Source organism: Mycolicibacterium vaccae NBRC 14118 = CIP 105934, from assembly GCF_001552715.1.
Taxonomy (GTDB): Bacteria; Actinomycetota; Actinomycetes; order Mycobacteriales; family Mycobacteriaceae; genus Mycobacterium; species Mycobacterium vaccae.
Genome location: NZ_BCRS01000037.1, coordinates 1 through 20604 on the forward strand (window position 1 = coordinate 1; position 20604 = coordinate 20604).

The 20604-nt window shown below is 61.7% G+C and carries 25 protein-coding genes; 14 read left to right on the forward strand and 11 right to left on the reverse strand.

The window, feature by feature from the left end:
* Positions 1–460, reverse strand: a 460-nt coding sequence (locus tag MVA01S_RS09770) for a DUF6542 domain-containing protein (RefSeq protein WP_353961399.1), incomplete at its 3' end; no start/stop codon positions are given.
* Positions 461–542: 82 nt separating this feature from the next.
* On the opposite strand from MVA01S_RS09770, the gene ychF reads away from it, so the two are divergent.
* On the forward strand, positions 543–1616 hold the full coding sequence (gene ychF, locus MVA01S_RS09775) for a redox-regulated ATPase YchF (RefSeq protein WP_003931094.1): 1074 nt from the start codon (positions 543–545) through the stop codon (positions 1614–1616).
* A 41-nt stretch (positions 1617–1657) separates the two neighbouring features.
* Here ychF and MVA01S_RS09780 read toward each other — a convergent pair whose 3' ends face one another.
* The 3 genes from MVA01S_RS09780 to MVA01S_RS30335 form a co-directional block, all read right to left on the reverse strand.
* Positions 1658–2260 (reverse strand): class I SAM-dependent DNA methyltransferase, encoded by a 603-nt coding sequence (locus MVA01S_RS09780; RefSeq protein WP_003931095.1) that lies wholly within the window; start codon positions 2258–2260, stop codon positions 1658–1660.
* A gap of 117 nt (positions 2261–2377) precedes the next feature.
* Complete coding sequence (locus MVA01S_RS30330; protein WP_003931096.1) at positions 2378–3544, reverse strand: tyrosine-type recombinase/integrase; 1167 nt, start codon at positions 3542–3544, stop codon at positions 2378–2380.
* On the reverse strand, positions 3541–4065 hold the full coding sequence (locus MVA01S_RS30335; protein WP_157895631.1) for a helix-turn-helix domain-containing protein: 525 nt from the start codon (positions 4063–4065) through the stop codon (positions 3541–3543). The genes MVA01S_RS30330 and MVA01S_RS30335 overlap by 4 nt, the downstream gene beginning before the upstream one ends.
* A 138-nt stretch (positions 4066–4203) precedes the next feature.
* On the opposite strand from MVA01S_RS30335, the gene MVA01S_RS09800 reads away from it, so the two are divergent.
* The 11 genes from MVA01S_RS09800 to MVA01S_RS09835 all read left to right on the forward strand — a co-directional run bounded on the left by MVA01S_RS09800 (position 4204) and on the right by MVA01S_RS09835 (position 14837).
* Entirely contained in the window at positions 4204–4389 is a 186-nt protein-coding gene (locus tag MVA01S_RS09800; protein ID WP_306307754.1) for a helix-turn-helix transcriptional regulator, read from the forward strand.
* On the forward strand, positions 4389–5792 hold the full coding sequence (locus tag MVA01S_RS30340; protein WP_003931099.1) for a DUF3631 domain-containing protein: 1404 nt from the start codon (positions 4389–4391) through the stop codon (positions 5790–5792). The genes MVA01S_RS09800 and MVA01S_RS30340 overlap by 1 nt, the downstream gene beginning before the upstream one ends.
* 131 nt (positions 5793–5923) lie before the next feature.
* A complete protein-coding gene (locus MVA01S_RS09805) occupies positions 5924–6178 on the forward strand; it encodes a helix-turn-helix domain-containing protein (RefSeq protein ID WP_081529067.1) in 255 nt (84 codons plus the stop codon).
* Positions 6179–7157: 979 nt separating this feature from the next.
* Positions 7158–8483, forward strand: coding sequence for an AAA family ATPase (locus MVA01S_RS30345; RefSeq protein WP_157895630.1), 1326 nt, complete (start codon positions 7158–7160; stop codon positions 8481–8483).
* Positions 8484–9344: a hypothetical protein gene (locus MVA01S_RS31285; protein ID WP_144033058.1), complete on the forward strand. Its 861-nt coding sequence runs from the start codon at positions 8484–8486 to the stop codon at positions 9342–9344.
* 339 nt (positions 9345–9683) lie between these two features.
* A complete protein-coding gene (locus MVA01S_RS31290) occupies positions 9684–11120 on the forward strand; it encodes a hypothetical protein (protein WP_144033059.1) in 1437 nt (478 codons plus the stop codon).
* 256 nt (positions 11121–11376) lie between these two features.
* Positions 11377–11958 carry a recombinase family protein gene (locus MVA01S_RS09820; protein ID WP_003931103.1) on the forward strand — a complete coding sequence of 194 codons (582 nt, stop codon included), beginning with the start codon at positions 11377–11379 and terminating at the stop codon, positions 11956–11958.
* 254 nt (positions 11959–12212) lie between these two features.
* Positions 12213–13028: an abortive infection family protein gene (locus MVA01S_RS30350; protein ID WP_081529069.1), complete on the forward strand. Its 816-nt coding sequence runs from the start codon at positions 12213–12215 to the stop codon at positions 13026–13028.
* Between the two features lie 467 nt (positions 13029–13495).
* Positions 13496–13894 (forward strand): VOC family protein, encoded by a 399-nt coding sequence (locus MVA01S_RS09825; RefSeq protein ID WP_003931104.1) that lies wholly within the window; start codon positions 13496–13498, stop codon positions 13892–13894.
* Positions 13895–13980: 86 nt separating this feature from the next.
* Positions 13981–14388 (forward strand): styrene oxide isomerase, encoded by a 408-nt coding sequence (locus MVA01S_RS09830; protein WP_003931105.1) that lies wholly within the window; start codon positions 13981–13983, stop codon positions 14386–14388.
* An 83-nt stretch (positions 14389–14471) separates the two neighbouring features.
* Positions 14472–14837 carry a DUF1801 domain-containing protein gene (locus MVA01S_RS09835; RefSeq protein WP_003931106.1) on the forward strand — a complete coding sequence of 122 codons (366 nt, stop codon included), beginning with the start codon at positions 14472–14474 and terminating at the stop codon, positions 14835–14837.
* 33 nt (positions 14838–14870) lie between these two features.
* Here MVA01S_RS09835 and MVA01S_RS09840 read toward each other — a convergent pair whose 3' ends face one another.
* Both MVA01S_RS09840 and MVA01S_RS09845 read right to left on the reverse strand, forming a co-directional pair.
* Positions 14871–15368: a nitroreductase/quinone reductase family protein gene (locus tag MVA01S_RS09840; protein WP_003931107.1), complete on the reverse strand. Its 498-nt coding sequence runs from the start codon at positions 15366–15368 to the stop codon at positions 14871–14873.
* Between the two features lie 42 nt (positions 15369–15410).
* Entirely contained in the window at positions 15411–15638 is a 228-nt protein-coding gene (locus MVA01S_RS09845; RefSeq protein ID WP_003931108.1) for a hypothetical protein, read from the reverse strand.
* A 187-nt stretch (positions 15639–15825) separates the two neighbouring features.
* Here MVA01S_RS09845 and MVA01S_RS09850 point away from each other — a divergent pair, with 187 nt between their 5' ends.
* Entirely contained in the window at positions 15826–16326 is a 501-nt protein-coding gene (locus tag MVA01S_RS09850) for a hypothetical protein (protein ID WP_110765628.1), read from the forward strand.
* Here MVA01S_RS09850 and MVA01S_RS09855 read toward each other — a convergent pair.
* Positions 16323–16985: a hypothetical protein gene (locus MVA01S_RS09855; protein ID WP_003931110.1), complete on the reverse strand. Its 663-nt coding sequence runs from the start codon at positions 16983–16985 to the stop codon at positions 16323–16325. The two genes, MVA01S_RS09850 and MVA01S_RS09855, sit on opposite strands and share 4 nt — an antisense overlap.
* A gap of 113 nt (positions 16986–17098) precedes the next feature.
* Positions 17099–17776, reverse strand: coding sequence for a hypothetical protein (locus MVA01S_RS09860; RefSeq protein WP_003931111.1), 678 nt, complete (start codon positions 17774–17776; stop codon positions 17099–17101).
* Positions 17777–17818: 42 nt separating this feature from the next.
* On the opposite strand from MVA01S_RS09860, the gene MVA01S_RS31485 reads away from it, so the two are divergent.
* Positions 17819–17980, forward strand: coding sequence for a hypothetical protein (locus MVA01S_RS31485; protein ID WP_003931112.1), 162 nt, complete (start codon positions 17819–17821; stop codon positions 17978–17980).
* On the opposite strand, the gene MVA01S_RS09865 is transcribed toward MVA01S_RS31485, so the two are convergent.
* The 3 genes from MVA01S_RS09865 to MVA01S_RS09875 are packed head-to-tail and all read right to left on the reverse strand — an operon-like array spanning position 17947 to position 20568.
* Positions 17947–18747, reverse strand: a complete 801-nt coding sequence (locus tag MVA01S_RS09865; RefSeq protein WP_003931113.1) for an adenylate/guanylate cyclase domain-containing protein — start codon at positions 18745–18747, stop codon at positions 17947–17949. The genes MVA01S_RS31485 and MVA01S_RS09865 overlap by 34 nt on opposite strands.
* 35 nt (positions 18748–18782) lie before the next feature.
* Positions 18783–19157: a limonene-1,2-epoxide hydrolase family protein gene (locus MVA01S_RS09870; RefSeq protein ID WP_003931114.1), complete on the reverse strand. Its 375-nt coding sequence runs from the start codon at positions 19155–19157 to the stop codon at positions 18783–18785.
* Between the two features lie 55 nt (positions 19158–19212).
* Positions 19213–20568, reverse strand: a complete 1356-nt coding sequence (locus tag MVA01S_RS09875) for an HNH endonuclease signature motif containing protein (protein WP_003931115.1) — start codon at positions 20566–20568, stop codon at positions 19213–19215.
* Between the last annotated feature and the right edge of the window lie 36 nt (positions 20569–20604).

Sequence of the window (20604 nt, forward strand, 5' to 3'; positions counted from 1 at the left end):
GGGTCTCGGCGGCGCCGGCCGGGGCGGCCGACTTCGCGAAGTACCAGCGCGCCAGCCCGACCAGCAGGACCGCCGCGGAGGTGAAGAACATCAGCGGGAATCGCTGGATCAGCGGGTAGCCGCAGTTGATCAGGATGTCCTTGAGGCCGTGGATGTCGCTGCTGCTCATCAGGAAGTACGAGGTGGGCACTATGACGAACAACACCAACGGCGGCTGCACCACCGCGGTGAACAGGCCCGACTGCTGGACGGCCAGCACCGCGATCAGGCAACCGAGGACGTACAGCGTGGCGAACGCGGCGGTCAGCGCGCCGTTGCCTGATCCGGCGTCGAACGCGAACCCGATCAGGGACGCGATCACCGCTGTCAGAATGGCGCCCCACCACGGAATCCCTGCGATATCGGGGTGCGCGGAGCGGTGATCGGAAGCCACCGTCGGCCGCGCGCGCTGATCTGACACAGGTCGACCGTACCGGCTTCGGCAATCAGACGCCGCCAGCGATGGGTGGTGTGGCGGTCACACGGCCTAGACTGTGGTCCCCGTGGGCCTCAATCTGGGAATCGTCGGACTGCCGAACGTGGGTAAGTCGACCTTGTTCAACGCGCTGACACGCAACGACGTGCTGGCCGCCAACTACCCGTTCGCGACGATCGAACCCAACGAGGGAGTGGTGGCGCTTCCCGATCCGCGGTTGACCGAACTGGCCCGGATGTTCGGGTCGGAGAAGATCGTGCCGGCGCCGGTGACCTTCGTCGACATCGCCGGCATCGTGAAGGGCGCGTCCGAGGGGGCGGGGCTGGGCAACAAGTTCCTGGCCAACATCCGCGAAAGTGACGCGATCTGCCAGGTGGTGCGGGTGTTCGCCGACGACGACGTTGTGCACGTCGACGGCCGGGTGGACCCCAAGTCCGACATCGAGGTGATCGAGACCGAGCTGATCCTGGCCGACATGCAGACCCTGGAGCGGGCGTTGCCCCGGTTGGAGAAGGAAGCCCGCACCCACAAGGACCGCCGCCCGGTCTACGACGCGGCCGCGGCGGCCGCCGAGGTGCTCGACACCGGCAAGACGCTATTCTCCGCCGGCGTCGACGTGTCGTTGCTGCGCGAGCTGAACTTGTTGACCTCCAAGCCGTTCCTGTACGTGTTCAACGCCGACGAATCGGTGCTCACCGACGAGAAGCGGGTGGCGGAGCTGCGTGAGTTGGTGGCGCCGGCCGACGCGGTGTTCCTCGACGCCAAGATCGAGGCCGAGCTACAGGAACTCGACGACGAGTCGGCGGCCGAGCTGCTCGAATCGATCGGCCAGACCGAACGCGGCCTGGATGCGTTGGCGCGTGCCGGTTTCCACACGCTGAAACTGCAGACCTACCTGACCGCCGGGCCCAAGGAGGCGCGCGCGTGGACGATCCATCAGGGCGACACCGCGCCCAAGGCGGCCGGGGTCATCCACTCCGACTTCGAGAAGGGCTTCATCAAGGCCGAGGTCGTGTCGTTCGACGATCTGATGGAGGCCGGCTCGATGGCGGCGGCCAAGGCCGCGGGCAAGGTCCGGATAGAAGGCAAGGACTACGTGATGGCCGACGGCGACGTGGTCGAGTTCAGGTTCAACGTATAGGCGGATTCCGCTTCAGCATCAGCGATACCTTGCCGCGAGCGTTACGTGGCCATCGCGGCGAGGGCCGCATGGGGCCGCGTCGAGCCAGTGCCAGCTCGTTGCAGACGCTCGACTTCGATGAATCCAGCCATGGATAGCCTGCGGGACAACTCATCGGCAGGCCAGCGGTAGGCGGTCGTCACCTTGTGGTCAAACGTTTCGATGTCGTCGCCATCGAAGAAGCCAATGACGAGCATTCCGCCATCGCGTAGCGTCCGCCGAAACTCCTTGAGGATCGTCGCGAGTTCGGATGGCTCGCAATGGATCAGCGAGTACCACGCAAGGATTCCGGCTAGCGAGCTGTCGGGCGCATCGAGGCTGCGCACAGAGCCGACGGCGAAGTCGAGGTCCGGCCAGTTCGAGCGGGCGCTGCTGATGAACGCCGGTACCAGGTCGATGCCTTCCGCGCTGACACCTAGATTCTTCAGGTAGGCGGTGAGGTGCCCGGGTCCGCAACCGGCATCGAGGACCGTGCCCTCGCAATGTCCGAGACTGCGTTCGAGAAACGTGAGATCTTCGGGATCGACGTGAGCTGTCGCGCCGAACATGTGGATGTAAACGTCGGCCACCTCGGTGTAGCGACGTCGAACAGCGGCGTCGGTCATATCGCAAAGCCTACGAGTTCGGCGCTGTCCGTTGCGCGCACACCGTCGTGATGTTCATCGACAGCGAAATGTGGTGGAGTTCCGCTTCAACGTGTAGAGGGCCAGGTCAGCAGGTATTTACTGGCTGTCCGTCCGCAGTTCGTCCGCAGCAGAGGTAAGCGCCTCTTGGAACAACCTTCCAGCAGCGTTCCGCGTCCGGTCGTTGGCGTTGGGCCATAGGTGCGCGTAGGTATTTAGCGTGACGCTCGGCGACGAGTGCCCAAGTGCCCGCTGAACCGTCACCACATCACAGTTTTCGTTGATGAGTCCAGAGGCATAGAAGTGTCGTAGATGGTGGAGGTCGTAATCGACACCTGCTGCTTTCCTAGCCTTACGCCATAGATAACCGACCGAGTTCTGATGGAGAGGGTGTTCGCCTTTGCCGGGGAATATCCAGCGGTCTGGGCCCTTGTTCGGCAACTGCAAGCGGATGTGCTCGCTCAGCTTGTGCAGCAGTTCATCCGGCACGTAAACAGTTCTCACCGAGCCGTACTTGGGTGGCCGGATCTCGACAGCACCCCCATTAGCCCGCTGGACCTGGCGCTCTATGCGAATCTCCTTGGCAAGGAATTTTATGTCCCCCACACGGAGAGCGGCTGCTTCGCCTAATCTCATGCCTGCGAACCCGCAGAGTGCGACGAAGGCGGTGAAGTGATCGTCCGCATTCTCAAGGAGTTTTCCGACCTCTGCGGGTGTCGGAATAGCCATGGCCTCAGCAGCTTTCGGACGCCTCGGCACGGTGACTTTGGCGGTGATGTCGTGCGCAAGGAAGCGGTCTCCGATAGCCGCCCGAATGACTGCGCGGACGTTGTTGAAGCGCGTCTTGATGGTGGACGCCTCTAGGGGCTTGTCCCTCATCCACTTGATCCACGCCTCGACGTGGGACGGCTTCAAATCTGCGAACGCGACATCACCGAAACTTGCTGATTTGACAGCAAGATTCATGGCTTTGAACGTGCCAGACTCCCACGTCTGCAACTTCGACCATTCCTGGTAGTAGCTGTTGAATGTCACCTTGCCGAGTCGGGGGTCGATGTAGTTGCCGGTCTCTTGCGCGGCGACTATGCCGTTCAGCCATTGCGTTGCTTGGGTTTTTGTGCGGAACCCTTTGGCATGTTCCCGGCTCTCGAAATCAACGTACCGGGCGCGCCAACGCTTTCCGTTCCCTTGGTTCGCGCTTGGGGAGCCATCGGCCTTCTGCCAGCGATCCTCGACTCTGTGACTCGGGTTTCGCTTCTGGGTCATTCGTTGTCGCCGCTCATTTGCAGGATAAGTTTTTCGACCTCGGCGAGCAGGTAGGCGTGCTGCTGGGCGACGCTGTAGAGGTTGTCTCGGCTATGGTCGACGCGCTTGCGCGCCTGTTCAAGTTCCCGTTGCCGCGAGTCGTGATTCGTGGTGTGAGCCATCGGCGAATCGAGCCCGAATACTGTCATTAGCGGCATCTCGAATACCTCGGCTAGGGCGGTCGCCTCGGCAACGCGAAGTGGCCGTGCTCCCCGCTCGATCTTGGCAACGGTCGTTTGGTGCATCTCAAATCCTTGGCGGCGAAGCCGTTCGGCCACATCCTCCTGTGACCAACCTCGGTCTTGCCGCCACCCACGCACGAGTTCGCCAAAGCGCCGTTCCCACGATTCGTGACGCTGACGAGCCAGCGCGAGCTCGTTGATCGCGATTCCAGCGGCTTCTGCCGGGAGTTGCTCGCGGAGGTCGCGGGCTAGTTGTTGACCTTCAACGGCGGCGAGGGCCCAGAGCTCAGGAGTAGTCACCGACACACCGTAAGCCATCAGGACTTGAATATTCAAGCTTCATAGGTTTACTGTTCCACCTCGTCGACATTCGACACGCTTAAAAATCTAAGCGCCATACGATGAGGGGCTGCGACCGCCATGGTTGAGATAGACCTGATGACCACCAAAGAGGTATCGAACGAGCTGGGGATCCCCGTGGGCACGCTTCGGTACTACCGCTGCAACGACGACGGACCAGCGTCTTTCCGGCTGGGTGGCCGGGTCCGATATCGGCGCGCCCAGGTCATGGCCTGGGTCGCTGCTCAAGAAAGCAACACTCGTCGCGGCGAAGGGGTCGAGTGATGTACGACGACGACTCGCAAACACCCACGGTCGATGGCAACGGCAGTGACTCGACTGGCTCAGATCTTCTTAATGACGTGCGCGAGGCGATCCGCCACTTCTGTGTTTTGCCGGGCGAACAAGAACTTGTCGCGGTCGTGTTGTGGTGTGCCCAAACGCATCTAGTGGCGGAGTTCGACTATGCGCCAAGGTTGGTCATCCGCTCGGCAGAAAAGAGGTCGGGCAAATCGCGGCTATTGGAGGTCATCGACGGACTCGTCTACAAGCCACTGCGCGCCGTTAATGCCACGGTCGCATACGTGTTTCGGTCACTTGACACGGAGCCCCCGCCGACTCTGTTGTTCGACGAGGCTGACACGATCTTCGGCTCCAAGAGGGTCGCCGACAAGAACGAGGATCTACGCGGGCTGCTCAACGCGGGCTTTCAACGCGGGTTGCCGTTCGGTCGAGTCGTTGGTCCAGACTTGACGACACAGGAGTTCTCAACATTCGCAATGGCCGCTTTAGCGGGAATCGGCAGGATGCCCGAAACCATTGAGGACCGCGCGGTAGTAGTCGTCATGAAGCGCCGCCGGGAAGAGGAAGCGGTCCATCCGTACCGTCCGCGTCGCGATGGACCGATGTTGCACGACCTCCGCGCCCGCTTGGCCGCGTGGGCCGAAACGGTGCGAGAGCGAGCGGGGGGAACCTACCCCGAGCTACCTTTTGATGACCGGGCCGCTGATGTGTGGGAGCCGCTTGTGTCTGTTGCCGAACTCGCAGGTGGTGAGTGGCCGCACCTCGCTCGGGAGGCCGCTGTAGCAATTGTGACTTCTGCGACGGAAGATGACACTGCGCGGTCGCCAGAACTGCAACTTCTTGCAGACATCCGCACTGTATTCGAAGGCGAGTTCATGAAGTCGCTCGATCTGTGCGGCAAGCTCTGCGCGATTAGCGAGTCACCTTGGGGGCAGTATGAGCTGAGTCCATCGAAGCTGGGGTGGCGTCTTCGTGAATACTCTGTCACGACAGGCCATTCCGAGGACAAGAGTGAACGCGGATACCACCGCAAAGATTTCGCTGATGCGTTCGCCCGCTATCTGCCGCCAGAAAAGCCGTCCGAAGGCGTCCGTCCCGTCCAACGTGACATCGACTCGGATACCCAAGCGGGCAACATGATTGAGCCCCGCGCTTCCTCCCGCACCATCAACGATCTCGAAAGGCAAGCTTCCGTCGGTCACACCAGCGCAGATCCAGTGCCGGACACCTTGGACACCGTCGGACGCCTTGTGGAGATGCAGGGCACCCGACCGAGTCCTGCCGCCATGCCGAAGCATTTGGATACAGGGACCAGCGCACCGTCCGCCCTTCGGACACGACAACGATCCCGCACCAGGGGCCATCACTCTCGACCTCGTCACTGATTCCGCCGAATGGGCGAGACCCGAGTCGGGTGTGGGCTAGGGTTCTGACCGCCCTCAGCACGAGTAACGCCAGGTAGACATACATGGCATGTACTCGCGGCGGGGCATTTTCGGCACTACGTTCTACGTCCATGACGGACTTTTCCCAGTGCTGGTTTAAGCAACTCGACGACTCGGGCACAGCGTCACGCATCCGCCCGGCATCACTGTTAGTGACGCGGGCCGAAGCCGCTCGCATTTTGTCAATCAGCGTGCCGGAGATCGACAACCTGCGAAGAGCTGGAAGACTGTTGGCGAAGAAGCACGGGGCGAGAGTGTTGTTCCCCATGGTCGAGCTAGAGCGTTATGCGGAGTCCTTGCCATGGGAAGTGGACCTGCGCGGCTAATGCGCCGCTGCCCATCTCGGAGCTGCGGGGCATCGAAGACGCAAATATTGCAGCTGAATTGCGAAGACGCGTTACGAGTCAGCACGGTGTGACATGGGCAGACGCGAGCTGACATGGGCTAGGTGCTGACGGCGTCAGCACGCTGAGGACCGCCGTGCAGCTTCTTTTTTCACCGTGTGACCGCTGTATCAGTGAAACGACATGCAAGCTCTACATGGACAAGGAGCTAGGGAAAACAATGACCGAAGAAGAATGGGGCCAGTCCTCCCGCCGGGGCAGTCGTAACGTTTTTCACAATGAGCGTCGTCAGCCTGACCGCTGGTGGCATCCTCGTCCGTACCGCTACCCGTGACTTCAATGCCGAGGCTCAACTGGCAGAGAAGCCGGATATTGACTTTCGGAGTCTCCGCAGCTCACCGAGAGTTGGTGCCGTTGGTGGCATACAGTGGCCAGTGGGCTATACATGCAGGTGAGCGTCTATTTTGCGTTCCTCCTCAAGCTACCCCCAGTGGCCGCAGAATACTGTGCGTAGCGTCTGCGTACTGAAACCGTCTCCGCTGGCTCAACTCATTGACATGGCCGTAATCAGGCTGGTTGGACCTCACCCCTACGGACCCTTCCGCTTGTCACTAAGCATCCTTGTTTGATCTGTTGCACAACGGCCCGCGCCGACACTTAAGTCACTCCACCCCTTCTCGCTGCACGAAGACTCGCCGCGAGTAGGTAATCGACAAACGTGCCACCTTCGAAAGCTGGCGTTCGCCCGGCTTAGCCCGACAATCCTGCATCCGCGAGAAGGCGGGAGTGCAATCGGCACGAAGAACCTCGTGAGGCTTGGCTCATCGGTAGCGGAATTGTGCGTTTCGGGGGAGCGGCCCCTCACGTCGGTCTGCCGACGTACACGCCTCTGGCTTAGCCGATACATGTGCTGTTTGCGCTTCTCGTTGTGGCTCGCCCCGCATGCTGCGATAGTTGGCACGTGGCAGAAAAAACACCGCTTAAGCTGGTGCACGCGACGGTGAACGGCGTACTTGGCCTATACGATCACGAGATTCCCTTCAAAGCCGATAATGACTACGTCATAATTTACGGACCGAATGGTGTCGGAAAAACGAGAACTTTGGAAATAATTGACGCATTATTGCGTCTCGACGGTCAGAAACTGTCTCGGCTCCCATTTGCATCAGCCAAACTAGAGTTTACAAACTCGTACCGTTTGGCTGCGACTCTTCGGAAGTCAAACGATGACGAGGACGATCCGCTGCTATTCGAGCTCTCGAAGGGCAATCGTAAGATTTGCGATTGGCCCTTCACCAGTCAGGATAGTTCGGAGTGGCTATCTGAAAATACGCCATGGGAGCCGTTTGACGATGATTATTGGCATAATCTCCACAACAATGAACTCGTAGCACAGGCGGAGCTGGAATCGCGATACGCCGGCCGAATACCTGTTCGTAAGCCCGCTCCGGACGTATTGCGATCCTTTTCTGAGCGCACACCTTCAATTTTGATCGAGACTCAGCGACTCCGCGCAGTATCATTCGCAAACGCGCGAATGCGACCCGCTCGTATGCGCCGCAAAAAGCCAACGAGCTCGCGCATTTCGGCGCAGGCTATCGAGATGCTGAGCCTCATTGATCAAGCGCAGAGATCGCATTCACAGGTAACTCAGGAGCGAGATCGCACCTTCCCGAGTCGAGTCTTACGCTCGAACCTAAATAAATCACAGGTAAGCGACGCCGTGATACGCGAGCGCTATGAGCGGCAAAACGAATTTCGCGGGCGTCTCGCAAGGGTCGTGCCAGTCCCTCTAGCTGACGACTTGTCCCTCCCAGAAGAGAAGCTTGACTCATGGGCAATAAAGTTGCTCGATTTGTACCTCAGCGACGCAGAAGAAAAGCTTGAGCCGTTTCAGTCACTGCTAAGTCGAATTGAATTGCTTGAGAACATTCTCAATCAAAGGCTGTTGCGGAAACAGGTTGAAGTGAATGCCGCTAACGGGCTAGAGGTAAAAGAAGATGAGACAGGGCGGGTAATCCCACTTGACGCGCTCTCATCGGGTGAGCAGCATGAGATAATCCTGACTTTTGACCTACTGTTCGATGTTCCTGAGGGTGCACTCGTGCTAGTCGATGAGCCGGAGATTTCGCTTCATGTGGGGTGGCAGATGAAATTTATCCCTGACATTCGACGTATCGGGGAATTGCGCAACCTACGGTTCCTTATAGCGACACACTCACCGCAGATTATCAATGGCGAGTGGGACAACGCCGTGAGGCTTGGCCCGTCGGAGGCAGATTTCTAAGTGCGCGAGTATTTAAATGCCGACACGCTGTTTAACACAATCGCGATGCTCCGCAGCGGTACAAACGGTCTAATTTTAGTAGTTGAAGGAACTGACGACCGGCATGTGATCGAACGACATGTTCACGATTCCGTCGTTATCCTTTGCGGACAAGGCGGCAAGCGGGAGTTGCTCGAAGCGGCAGTCTCTGTAGATAAACGGCTCATCGCAAATGTGCGGATAATTGTAGACAGAGATTACGACGACGAAATAACACAGCCACAACCATATGCTGACTGCATCGTCCCATCATCGAACCACGATTTGATTATGGATCTTGTGCTCGCGGATCGGCCTGTAATGCACCGCGTCATCGGAGCGCACATTCGCGGAACCACCGCTTCATCACCGTCACTTGCCGACCAGCTCATTTCCGAAGCATTCTTGGTTGCGGCAAAGGTGAGTATGTTGCGAATGCTAAGCGTGGAAAACGGATGGGAACTGACAATGGCGGGCTTTCCATTCGGCCGTTTTGAAGAGATGAGGCCAAATGCTGAGAACGTTGTGAGACTTGCCCTCGGGCGCTCGAAACCTGGGCCGAAGCGAACGCCAGTACTTCGGACGTTGCGGTCGGCGTTGAAGAGGAGCCCCGAATCTTTAGTGAAGCTCGTCGGAGATCATGATTTCTTCGGCGCTCTGGCCTACATCCTTCGCAATCGAGGTATGGCAGTCGTCAAGGAGACCGTGCTCGCGACAAGCTTCTTCGCCGCAGTCGATTGCCCATCGATGATGAAGACCGACTGGCACGCCGAGATCACGACGTGGTCCCGAGACAACGCCAATCTGCCGAGTTTTACGTGCCCATGCGATTACGCGGCCTGACGGCAGCTGATCTCATATTTAACGTTGCAATATCTAACGTTCCAACTTTCGTAAAGGTAGCAGCGCACCTCAGGCAGGCTAGACACGTGAGAAGCTTTAGAGTTGCCCGGGGCTCGGACTCGCTTACCGGTTCGCCCGCGTAAGCGAGAACATCACTACCGAATACGACAAACATTGCGTACGATCTGCCTACCAGCCGGCCCTCTCAAATCGGGCCGCGTTCGAAGATCGAGGACTGAGCCATGAGCCCTTCCGCGAAAGATGACTGGGCATTGATTTTCGGCACAATTTCCGGACGTTCTGCATTCCGGCCGAGGTCAGCTTGGAGGGCTCTCTGAGATGCAACAGTCACTCATCGTTGTCGTCGTCTTAATGCAGATAATTATCTATCTAGTCGCGGACAATTTGCCGGTTGCGCAGCCAAAAATCATCCATAAGATATTGATATTTATCGGCACTTTGGCAGTTGTCGTATTTACTTTTCTGGATGTCGATTTCTACCAAATGATTATGTCATTGCATCCTCTTGTATTTTTTGGAGTGACAACTACTCTATCAGTAATCCCACCACTCTTGGGATTACTCGAATCAAAATTAAAAGCAAACGGCGAGAGAATCTATTCCACGGGGGGCATGCCGGGAACGACAAACCGACTTCCAATCCATCTGTTGACCAATCTTGCCGGAGCGCTAATCGTGGTTCTCCTGGCGTGGGTCGCACGTCGGTACGCTACACCGAGCGGTATCGTTTCAGATTGGCTCGTGAGCGGCCTTGCGGTAAACATATTGCTTCCGCTAGCGACTATGTCCACTCTCGCATTCGTCCGCCTACAACAGACCCGTGCCTGCCCTGAGCTGGACGATCGCGTTAAGAATGGCCAACCATTCGCAGAGTGTATAGCCGGCTACTCTTTACGGTATTTGCACCAGTTTTCCAATGTCTTATACCTAATTTTCGTCACGTTCTTCGGTGGAGCTACATTCTTATACGTTCTTGCAACTTTAATTGAAGGCGCATATAACGACGGTAATTCCTCGACAGCATCACTTGCATCAATAATTGGAGTCGCCAGCGCGATTCTCGGAACGGTAGCCTCAGCCGCCTGGTTAGCTCTGAAATCGCGGATTGATGTCTATATCAGCAATCGGCGAGATTCGAACGGGCTCCTCGATGTTGAAAGGTGCTTAGTCTCGCTCGGGAACTGTAAACCCGCTAGCTTTACTTTAGAAGAAGTCAGACGACGGCGGAAGGTAATCGAGCAGATTGAAAAAGTCGCAGTCGCAGTTGAGGGTATCCCATCTGTATTAAAATGCAGTCAACCAGTGATTGTACGGGCGGCAGCAGAACGCGCCGCAGCTTTGCGACTGCTACAAGCAGACGTTACTCATATGACTGCTGAGGAACAATCCGACATTAGCGCGGCGCTTTTGGAAACGAAGCGCCTTTACGACCGGGGGCGATGGTGGGATCTGCCTACTGCCGAAGTTGAGACCGTTGCCGAGCTCTCCACGTTAGCTCGGGCACTGTGGAGCCTAGTAGCGGTTGCCTGCTTTGCGGGAATCGTTGGTGTCATAATCATGACTGCGATGGGCATTGTCCCCGCTGCCGCAGCCGCACCGGGGCCGTTTATTTTAGGGGTTGTTCTTTACGGCGCTCTTTCGCGGTTGGGACTTTCGAATGCGTCCATGCAGCAAGCGTTAGATGTCACGGAGAAAGCACAGAAAGGTTTCCTTCCGAAGGCCACTAGCTCCCCGGAAGGCGGAAAGCCGTCTTAGCGCCTAGAGCCTGATCGGACGGTCGGCCGCATCGCTTCGACTCATTCGATCCGGGCGCGTTAGGGAATGACTAACACATACCTCCCCAGTCTCATATCTAAAGTTTCGGGCACGGATTCACCAGCGCGGTTGTGTCACATATAAGCCCACGTCGCGCTGTCTCAGAAGTTGCCTCAATAGTGGTGTCGCAAATCTTGCGTTTCTGCGACTTATGCGACATGCTCAGTACGTGACTACCGCGACCGCCTCGACGACTATGGGCGCTCAACTTGGATACGCACGAGTCAGCACGGAGCACCAGTCTCTCGACCAACAGCTTGACGCGCTTACGGCTGCTGGCGTGAACCAGGACCGGGTGTACACGGACAAGCTGTCGGGTACCTCAGCGCGGGCACAGCGGCCCGGACTTGCCGCACTTCTTGACTACGCACGCGAGGGCGACGCCATCGTTGTGATCGGTATCGACCGTTTGGGTCGCAACGCCGCTGAGGTGATGACGACGATTCGCGAGCTTGGGGAGCGGGGGATCGTGCTGCGGTCGCTGCGCGAAGGCATCGACACATCGAACGCCACAGGCCGCATGGTGGCCGGGGTGCTCGCCAGCCTCGCCGAGCTTGAGTTGGAGCTGGGCCGCGAACGTCGCACAGCAGCGCGGGATGCACGGCGAGCACGCGGCCAATCCATCGGTCGCCCCAAGGCGCTGGATGCCACCAAAGCCGCTCTGGCCCAGCGGATGCATGCCAGCGGGGAGAGCGCGAGCACGATAGCGGCCACGCTGGGAGTCAGCCGTGCCACTGTCTACCGCGTCCTTGCTGCGCAGTCCGAGGAAGGCGAATAGGCCCGCTCAGCCTCTCGTGGTGCCTACCTACTACTGCATCTGGTCGAGCATCGTCGAGAAGGCTGCCTTGAGTGTTAGCGCCTTCTTGACCTCTGGTCTTCTCACACTCGCTGACAGCTCCGTTGGATGCCATTTGAGGGGTGGGGGGTACCCCTTCGGCGGAGGACGTGCCGCCTCGTGTTGCCAGCGGCTGTTCTCTCTCTGGGAATCTAGATCGGAAAAGCCGTTGTCGGGGGCGGCTAACATCGACAATTATGTCTCGACCACCGGTTAACGAGGATATTGCCGCCACCTTCGCCCGGTTCTATCTCGCTGGCAACGGCTCAACTCACACCAAGCTCACCGCCGCGTTCGTAGGAGCGGGGTTTGGCGACGATGCGCCATACGACGAACAGACCCACACGCCCAATAAGGAGATCCGGGTCCGGCAGGCGATACGCGCTGCTGTGCGTCGCCCTGCTCGCGCCCGATTGCTCATCGACTCCCTGCTTCGCGACCTACGCGTCGGTGGTCATTTCGACGATGACTCAATTCCGAGAGACATACTCACGCGGGCGCAGGCTGCATTCCGGAAGCAGGGATGGTCCCTGTCCGCTTCGGGAGACCTGGCCGAAGTCTCGATTAACTTGGACACAGGTGGCCGCCCAGCGCTCAATGAGCAACTGAGCCGCCTGCAACAAGCCAACGATGACCCGGCCCTAGCCCTTGGGTCTGCCAAGGATTTACTCGAAGCGGTCGCTAAATTTGTTCTCGCAGAACTCGACTGGCCCGTTCAACAGAATGCCGATTTTGGCCAGCTCTGGTATTTCGCGAGGGAGCGACTGAACATACTTCCTCAGCAAGTCGCGGGTGATACTCCCGGAGCGAAACACATTAAGTCGGTGCTTCAAAGCGCTTGGACGATTGCTGAGCAAGTCAATGCGCTACGTAACCTCCAAGGCACGGGGCATGGAAGGACGCTGCCAACCGGAGTGACCACCGAGCTAGCTCGGCTGGTCGTGAAAGAGGCGTGCTCCGTAGCTGAGTTCACGCTCACCAGCCTTGACCGCACAAAGGGAAGCCAAGCGTGATGACGATTTGGCGAGTTCACCACGCACCAGGGATCAAATTGGGGGGTTAACTTTCCCGCTCGCGATCTGATTGGTGATCGTCCGCAGTCCGTCCGCAGTAGCTCCGGCAGCCATCCAAAGTCATCAAACCTAACCAACCTCTTGACCTGCGAATACTTAACACAACCAACGCAATAAGCGCTACCAAACTCCCAGCACGGAGTTCCGCTTCAACGTGTAAAAGCCCTGTTCGATGCGACGCCCTCGTCGCTAGGTGAATGCGTACCTTTCGCGACTGTGGGGGATGTGCACGCGATCAGCGAGTTTTTCGTGCAGAGGGCCCACAGTCGTGCGTACTCACCGTACGCACCGCCGAGTCGTGACGTGCTCTACGACGACGTGGCGGAACTCCGCTTCACCACGACCTTGTCGGGGTCCGTACCTATCGTGAGGTTTCGTCCAGCAGACAGCCTGAGGAGTACGCGCCGATGAAATTCGTTTCGACCCGCATCATCACAGCCGAGGTGAAACAACTCGTCACGTTCTACGAGATGGTCACGGGGGCCACCGCCAACTGGGGGAACGAACTCTTCGCCGAGATTCCCACCCCCGTCGGCACGCTGGCCATCGGCAGCGACAAAACGGTACCGCTCTTCGGGGTCGGAGCCGCCGAGCCGGCGGCCAACCGCACGGCGATCATCGAATTCCTCGTCGACGACGTGGACGCGGAGTACGAGCGGCTCCGAGGCAGCGTCGGCGATGTGGTCACGACGCCGACCACGATGCCCTGGGGTAATCGCGCGCTGCTGTTCCGCGATCCGGACGGTAACCTCGTCAACCTGTTCACGCCGGTCACCGACGAGGCACGCGCCAAATTCGGGGTGTGACACCGAAGGTGCCGACGTGGCGCGCGTTCCGGTCCCACCTGTAGAAACCAGGCTGCAGCAGCGTCGCAGGTCCCTACGATCCGACCATGCAGACGGTCCTGTTCGTTCTGGGTCTGATTCTTTTCCTGCTCGGGCTCATCACAGGTGTCGCCGTCCCGTCGCTGAAGAACCCCCGCATGGGACTCGCCAGTCACCTGCAGGGCATGACGAACGGTCCGCTTCTCATCGTCGTCGGTCTGCTGTGGCCCCACGTGAACCTGAGCCACGGTTGGCAGGTCGTCGCCGTGGCCCTGCTGGTGTACGGCAGCTATGCAAACTGGTTGGCAACTCAGCTCGCCGCGATCTGGGGTGCCGGTCGCCGATTCGCGCCGGCCGCGGCCGGCGACCACGAGGCATCGGCGATCAAGGAAGGCCTCGTCAACATGCTGTTGGTGACGCTGGCGCCCGCGATGATCGCCGCCACCCTGATTCTCATCGTCGGCGTCGTGCACTGAGCGCCGGCGAGTTCTCGTGCGCTCTGCGGAGTTCCGCCGGAAAACGGGGTGGATGCGCTGGGCGCCGGACGTACATTCGGGAGATGGCCCAGGACCGGCGCACGGATCGGGTGGAGGACATCCGATCGTTGATCACCGCGGCCGAGCCCGATGTGGTCGAAGAGATCAAGTGGCGGAAGCCGTCGAATCCCGATGGCGTACCGGTGTTCTCGCTGGACGGTCTGATCTGCACCCTGGAGATGTACAAGGACAAGGTGAAGATCACGTTCGCCGATGGTGCGTCCGTCGCCGATCCTGACGGTCTCTTCAACGCGAGTCTGGACGCAGGTGTCCGCCGCGCCATCGACCTGCGCGAGGACGACGAGATGGACCGGGACGCCTTCACGACGCTGATCCGGGAGGCGGTCAACCTCAACCGGGCCAAGAGGGCCGCCAAGAGCAAGAGATGACCGCGGAGTAGCGGTCCCTGAGGACGGCGTCGGTCATCCGCGCGGCGTCAACCGGAAGATCGGGATCTGCCGTCCGGAACCGGCGGTCTTCTCGCGGTAGTCGGCATATCCGGCATACACCTGCTCGGCCAGTTCGTAGAGGCGGCGGTGTTCGTCAGCGTCGGTGACCCGGTGCGCGGTGAACGGCTCCTGACCGAACTCGCACTCCGGATGGGCGCTGAGGTTGTAGTACCACTGCGGATGGCTGCTGCCGCCGAAGTTCGACGCGATCAGGATGACGTCGGCTCCGTCGTGGAAGTAGGTGAGCTGCACTTCGCGCGGCTTGCCCGATTTGGCGCCGACGGTACGCAGTGGCGCGTTGACGATCGGGCTGATGTTGACCCGTCCGCCGGTGAGCCGGAACAACACCGGGTCGGTGCGGCGGGCGATATGGCGCGCCACGAATTGTCCGATCCGGGATCGCCCGAACTGGACGGCCCGGTGGTAGCCGGGACCGCGTCTGCGGTGCGGGTCGACGTAGCGCAGCGGCATTGATGCAAACTACCCGCAGGTGCGGTTTCGAACCCGAGGCTCTCACCGCCAGCGCGGCCGCGCCGTCCGTCGACCGGGCAGCCGGCGGCGCATCGAGCGTTCCAGGCGGACGACGGCCAGCAACGTGACCAGCCCGGTCGCCTGTCTGACGAGCGCCACGGGGCTGGTGCGCTGCCGCCACGTCGGGGTGTGCCGCCCGGCGCGCAGCCCGAGCCGGTAGCCCACATACAGCGCCGCAACCAGCGACGCCGCCACTGCCAGCACGGTCATGGGTCGATCATGCTGCCGCCGGGTCGCGCTGAGGTCACGCTGACGCGTCCATCCGGCGTCCGGCCGCGGTCAGCAGCCGTCATCGCCGACCGCAGTTGCGCTGACCCCGGCAAACCTATGACGAAACGGTGACGTAAGGTACGGCCTGAGCTGGGGGCCAAAAGACGACAGTTTCGAGGTGCAGCGGGTGACAGGGGTTCTGGGCGGTTCCGACGACGACGAGTCGAACGGCGAGAACTACCCCGAGGTTCGCTATCTCCGCCCGAGGGTCGCGCCGCTGCAGCTCCACGTCTGCAACGATTTGCTGTCCCGGCTCGTCGGCTATCGCCTGCAGTCGGTCCAGTTCTTTCCCCGCTATGTGCAGCTGAGCTTCGATTCGCCCGCTGCACCGGACTCCCCGGTTCTGACCTGTGAGGTGTTCCCGGTGGTCGACACCCGCGACGGGCGGATCACGGCCCGCCAGGGCGGCTACGCGGACGCGCTGTGGTCGTTGATCGGGCAGCCTGTCGTCGACACATTCGAAGCGTCCGGTGAAGGGCTCCGCATCTGTTTCGCGGAGACCGCGGTCGTACTGCGGCCCTCCGTCGCGGAACTGCGCGGCCCCGTCATCGCGATGCTGTCGGATTTCGCCGACGGCAACTCGGCGAGCTGGCGACCCGGCGGCGCCGCGTTCGAGTACCTGGTCTAGCCCTCGTCTGCGCGGTACTCGAGGATCGGGTCGCGGCTCTGCAGCGTCTCGCCGGAGATCACCACGAGCTCGGTGGGGGAGAGCCGGTAGGTGGTGGCCCCGTTGCGTGCCTCGAAGCCGACCGCCATCGGCCGCACGTCGTCGAGCTGCAGAGCGGCGCCGTCCTGCAGGCGGACACCCTGGTACTCCAGGGACCCGTCGGAGTCCTCGCACACGACCACCGCCGCGCGCTCGGTGCGCGCGATCGCCGCGGCGCGCTGGTCGTTGTCGCAGCGGGCGGCGTTGTCGACGAATCCGAGTGAGTCGAATTCCAGCGCAGGGGTCTGCGCGGCGGCACCGGGCACGGCCGGACTCGGGGTCGGAGCCGCGGCGGGGATCGGAGCGGGGGCGGGGCTCGCCGGTACGGCCGTGGGACCCGGTTCCGTGGGTGCAACGCCTGACCCGTCGTGCACGGGGAGCTGCTGGGATGGTGAATCCGGTTGCGCCGGCACGGAGTACACCTGCAGCGGCGCGTCACTGTCGGCGGTCAGGATGACGAAGACGACGGCGAGGGTGGCAACCGACGCGAGGACGATCGCGATCGCCGACGTCCGGGCGCTGAACAGACCCCGCTTGGGTGCGTCGAGTTCGGGCGCGGAATGGTCGGTGGTCGTCGGCATGCCAGGCTCCCTCGTTGCGTGCCGCAAAATCTGCTGCGCCTCAGCAAATCACTGTCTGCTCGGCAGACCGATGATATCGGTCGGCGTTTCGCCCTCGGGCTGTGCGGGGCAGCTCAGACCAGGACTTCGATCTCGTCGCCGAGGCGGCATCCCCGCGCCAACGGCAGCGCGTCCCCGCTCCAGAACGATCCGGGATCGAACCAGTTGGAGTGCTTCTCGGTCTGCAACAGACCCATCTCCTCGTAGGTGATCGCGACCGTCTCGGCGCAGTACGCGGTCTCCATCCCCACGGCGGTCCGCGCGGCTTTGCGGCGTCGCGCCGATTCGCGAACTTTGCTGTGCAGGAACGGGATACCACGGGTCAGGTCGCTGACGACCGGCAACCGGCCGCGCATCCAACGGCCGGTCAGCCGGGCGGTCGACGGGAACGGGGTGCCGTCCATCCGGGCGATCACCCGGAGCATGCGGTCTTCCTGCTCGCGGGTCGCGTATGGGGTGAGCTGGCGCAGCCAGCACCGCTGACCGTAGGTGTGCGTCCAACGCTCGACGGCCTGACGCAGGTCGTTGAGCTGAACGCCGCGGTGATGGGTGCCCGTCCACAGGTCCAGCAGTTTGTCGCCGAGCTCGGCGTGCCAGATCAACGGAGGAAGATCGTCGACGGCCACGGTCATCCCGACATGGTTCACCGGGCTGTTGGTCATCGACTGGATCGCCCGGTCGGGGCCGGAGTGTCCGCGGAACAACCAGATGTCACCCGTACGGGTTTCGTCGAGCGCGCGTTCCAGCGGCACCGTGCTTGGACTCACCCCGGCAGCTTATGCACACTGATGGGCATGCGTGGGATCTGGAAGTGGGTCGGGCTGGCCGGCGTCGCCGGTGTCGTCGCGGGTGGAGTGCTGGTGGCGCGGGATCAGCGGCGCCGCAACGCCTACACCCCGGACGACATCCGCACCCGACTGCATCAGCGACTCGCCGAGGCAGACCGCACCGCGTAGAGGGTGTGGGACCCGGAGAATCCCTTGAGTTGTGCCTCCCGCTCGCCGTCGATGTCGAGGTCGTCGCAGTCGGCCACCGCGTCGTGCACCGCACCGCTGATCAGGACTTCGCCGCCGTCGGCCTGGGCGGCCACCCGCGCGGCCATCGCGACGTTGCGGCCGAACAGATCGTCTCCGCGCAGCACCGACTTTCCGGCGTGGATCCCGATTCGCACGCGAATGTCGTTGGGCCGCTTATGAAGCGCATGCTGGATGGCGAGCCCGCAGCGGACCGCCTGTTCGGGCCGGGCGAACGCCACCATGAAGCCGTCGCCCTGACTCTTGACGACGTAACCGTCGTGCGCGTCGACGTGACGGCGCACCGACTTGTCGTGCTTGCCGAGCAACCGCAAGAACGCCCGGTCGCCGATGCGCTCGTTGAGCGCGGTCGACTCCTCGATGTCGGAGAACATGATCGCCAGTCGGCCGTTGGGGGCCAGCCGCGCCAGATCGGGACGTTCCACCTCGGCCCAATCGGCGAGTTCCTCGATCGAGGAGCGCACCGCCGCGCCGAAGCCGTCGCGGCGCAGGATGTTGGCGGTCTGCCACACCGTCTTGACGGCCTTGGTGCCTCCGGTGACCAGCATCTGCCGGGCGTCGAGGCGGTGGCGTAGCTCGTCGGCCTCGTCCCGCGCGGCGTGCAGGCGCCGGGTCTGCACTGCCAGCGCCACCCCCAGCCCGGTGGCAAGCACCGCCAGCAGGCACAGCACGATCAGTGTCCCGGTCATCGCTTCAGTATTGCTGCCGCCGCGGCGCCATCAGCTCAGGTCCAGGCCGCGGTCACGGTCGCCATGTCGAAGTAGTCGCGCCAGGACGCGATCCGCCCGTCGACGATCTCGAAGACCCCGGCGACCGGCAGCGACAGTTCCCGGCCGTCCTTGAACCGCATCACGTCGGTGCGTTCGTTGAAAACCAGCGCACCGGAACTGACCTGGCGGTGCACCTGGAAGTCGATCCCGTCCACCATCCCGGTGAAGTCGGCAATGAACGCCTTGATGGCCTCGCGGCCGACCGCGGGCTCCATCGGAATGTTGTGGTAGACGCCGTCTTCGGCGAAGTAGGCGGACAACTCCTCGGGATCGGGCGTGGCCCACTTCGCGCAGAACTCGGTCACCAGGTCATCGGGAAAGTGCTCCATCCGTCGATGAAACCCAGCGGCGGCAGGTAAATCAAGCCGCCATGGCCGATCCGGGTTACGGGCCTTGGTCGTCTTCGGGGAGGAGGTAGCGGTCGGGGTGGTGGTAGCCGTTGACGCGGTGTTGGCCCGTATCCAGCTCCGGGGGCGGAATCCATTCGGTCTGATTATTGGTGTTGCGGGCGGTGCTCCAGCCCGTCTTGTCGAGCATGCGGTGATCTGAGGGGCAGGCGAAGGTCAGCTCGTCGATGTCGGTGTGGCCGCCGTCCTTCCAGTCGGTGGTGGCGTGGTGGACCTGGCACCAATACCCGGGAGCGCTGCACCCGGGCCGCGTACAGCCGCGGTCTCGGGCGTGCAGCACGATGCGTTGGGCGGCGGTGGCCAAGCGTTTTGACCGGCCCAGGTACAGGGATTGGCCGGTGTGTTGGTCGTAGACGTAGAGGTAGTGGTGGGCGTTGGCGGCCATCCGGATCAGGTCCCGCATGGGCAGCAGTGATCCGCCGCCGGTGACCGCGACCCCGGCCCCCTTCTCCAACTCCTGCAAAGTGGTCGACACGATCACCGTGGTCGGCAACCCGTTATGCGAACCCAACTCGCCCGAACTCAGCGCATTACTACCGACGGTCTCCAGTGCGTCGTGGCGGCGCTGGGCCGGGGTGCGGGTGTCGGGTCCGTCGGTGTCGGTGTCGGTGTCGGTGTCGGTGTCGGTGTCGGTGTGGGTGCCGGGGGCGGCCAGGGTGGCGAACACGGCGTCCCATACCGCGCGGGCCTGCGGAGTCAGATAGCCACTGATGCGGCTCATCCCGTCGGGCCGTTGTTCGCCGACGGTGATGCCGCGTGTGCGGGCCCGTTCGCGTTCGGCGTCCTCGGGTGTGGGGCCGTCGGGGTCGACGTGGCCGAGAAGCCGGTGGGCGGCACGGGCCACCGCCCGCGGGCCTACCCCGCACGCCAGCGCGGCGAGTTGGGCATCGGCGGCGGCGCGGGTACCCACATCCACCCAGGACGGCAGCGCACGGTGGAACTCCGCGATCACCTCGACATGCTCGGCGTCGAGCAGGCCCTGCGCCTGCGCCGCCGCGGTGGCCTCCCATACCGGCGCCAACGGTTCCCCGGTAATCGACCGGCGCGGACCCAAAGTTTCCGCCCGCGCCAGACGGCGGGTGGCCTCCCGGTCACTGACCCGCAGCGCGGTGGTCAGGACTTTCTTCCACGAGGATTCGCCGAGTCGGCAGGGTTCGGTCTCCTCCATCAGCCGGCTCAGCACTCTGTGCTCCACGGCCGGAATCGACCGCAGCACTGTGGTCAGCTGGCTGAGCAGCCCGATCAGCTCGCGGTGGGACACCTCGTCGGCGGCCTTGGACAGCACGGCGACCTGTTCGGCGATCGTCCCCACCGCCTCGGCCACCAACTCCATACCTCGAACACTAGTTCGAAGCTCCGACAACTCCGG

Bases quoted from the DNA above. Each gene is read 5' to 3' on its own strand.
- MVA01S_RS09780 (WP_003931095.1), bottom strand. From the start codon at position 2,260: ATGACCGACGCCGCTGTTCGACGTCGCTACACCGAGGTGGCCGACGTT.
- MVA01S_RS09835 (WP_003931106.1), top strand. From the start codon at position 14,472: ATGGCCCAGGACCGGCGCACGGATCGGGTGGAGGACATCCGATCGTTG.
- MVA01S_RS09820 (WP_003931103.1), top strand. From the start codon at position 11,377: ATGGGCGCTCAACTTGGATACGCACGAGTCAGCACGGAGCACCAGTCT.
- MVA01S_RS09875 (WP_003931115.1), bottom strand. From the start codon at position 20,568: ATGGAGTTGGTGGCCGAGGCGGTGGGGACGATCGCCGAACAGGTCGCC.
- MVA01S_RS09830 (WP_003931105.1), top strand. From the start codon at position 13,981: ATGCAGACGGTCCTGTTCGTTCTGGGTCTGATTCTTTTCCTGCTCGGG.
- MVA01S_RS09865 (WP_003931113.1), bottom strand. From the start codon at position 18,747: ATGACCGGGACACTGATCGTGCTGTGCCTGCTGGCGGTGCTTGCCACC.
- MVA01S_RS30340 (WP_003931099.1), top strand. From the start codon at position 4,389: ATGTACGACGACGACTCGCAAACACCCACGGTCGATGGCAACGGCAGT.
- MVA01S_RS09825 (WP_003931104.1), top strand. From the start codon at position 13,496: ATGAAATTCGTTTCGACCCGCATCATCACAGCCGAGGTGAAACAACTC.
- MVA01S_RS31485 (WP_003931112.1), top strand. From the start codon at position 17,819: ATGCGTGGGATCTGGAAGTGGGTCGGGCTGGCCGGCGTCGCCGGTGTC.
- MVA01S_RS09800 (WP_306307754.1), top strand. From the start codon at position 4,204: ATGACCACCAAAGAGGTATCGAACGAGCTGGGGATCCCCGTGGGCACG.
- MVA01S_RS30330 (WP_003931096.1), bottom strand. From the start codon at position 3,544: ATGACCCAGAAGCGAAACCCGAGTCACAGAGTCGAGGATCGCTGGCAG.
- MVA01S_RS09805 (WP_081529067.1), top strand. From the start codon at position 5,924: ATGACGGACTTTTCCCAGTGCTGGTTTAAGCAACTCGACGACTCGGGC.
- MVA01S_RS09870 (WP_003931114.1), bottom strand. From the start codon at position 19,157: ATGGAGCACTTTCCCGATGACCTGGTGACCGAGTTCTGCGCGAAGTGG.
- MVA01S_RS09845 (WP_003931108.1), bottom strand. From the start codon at position 15,638: ATGACCGTGCTGGCAGTGGCGGCGTCGCTGGTTGCGGCGCTGTATGTG.
- MVA01S_RS09855 (WP_003931110.1), bottom strand. From the start codon at position 16,985: ATGCCGACGACCACCGACCATTCCGCGCCCGAACTCGACGCACCCAAG.
- MVA01S_RS09840 (WP_003931107.1), bottom strand. From the start codon at position 15,368: ATGCCGCTGCGCTACGTCGACCCGCACCGCAGACGCGGTCCCGGCTAC.
- MVA01S_RS31290 (WP_144033059.1), top strand. From the start codon at position 9,684: ATGCAACAGTCACTCATCGTTGTCGTCGTCTTAATGCAGATAATTATC.
- MVA01S_RS30350 (WP_081529069.1), top strand. From the start codon at position 12,213: ATGTCTCGACCACCGGTTAACGAGGATATTGCCGCCACCTTCGCCCGG.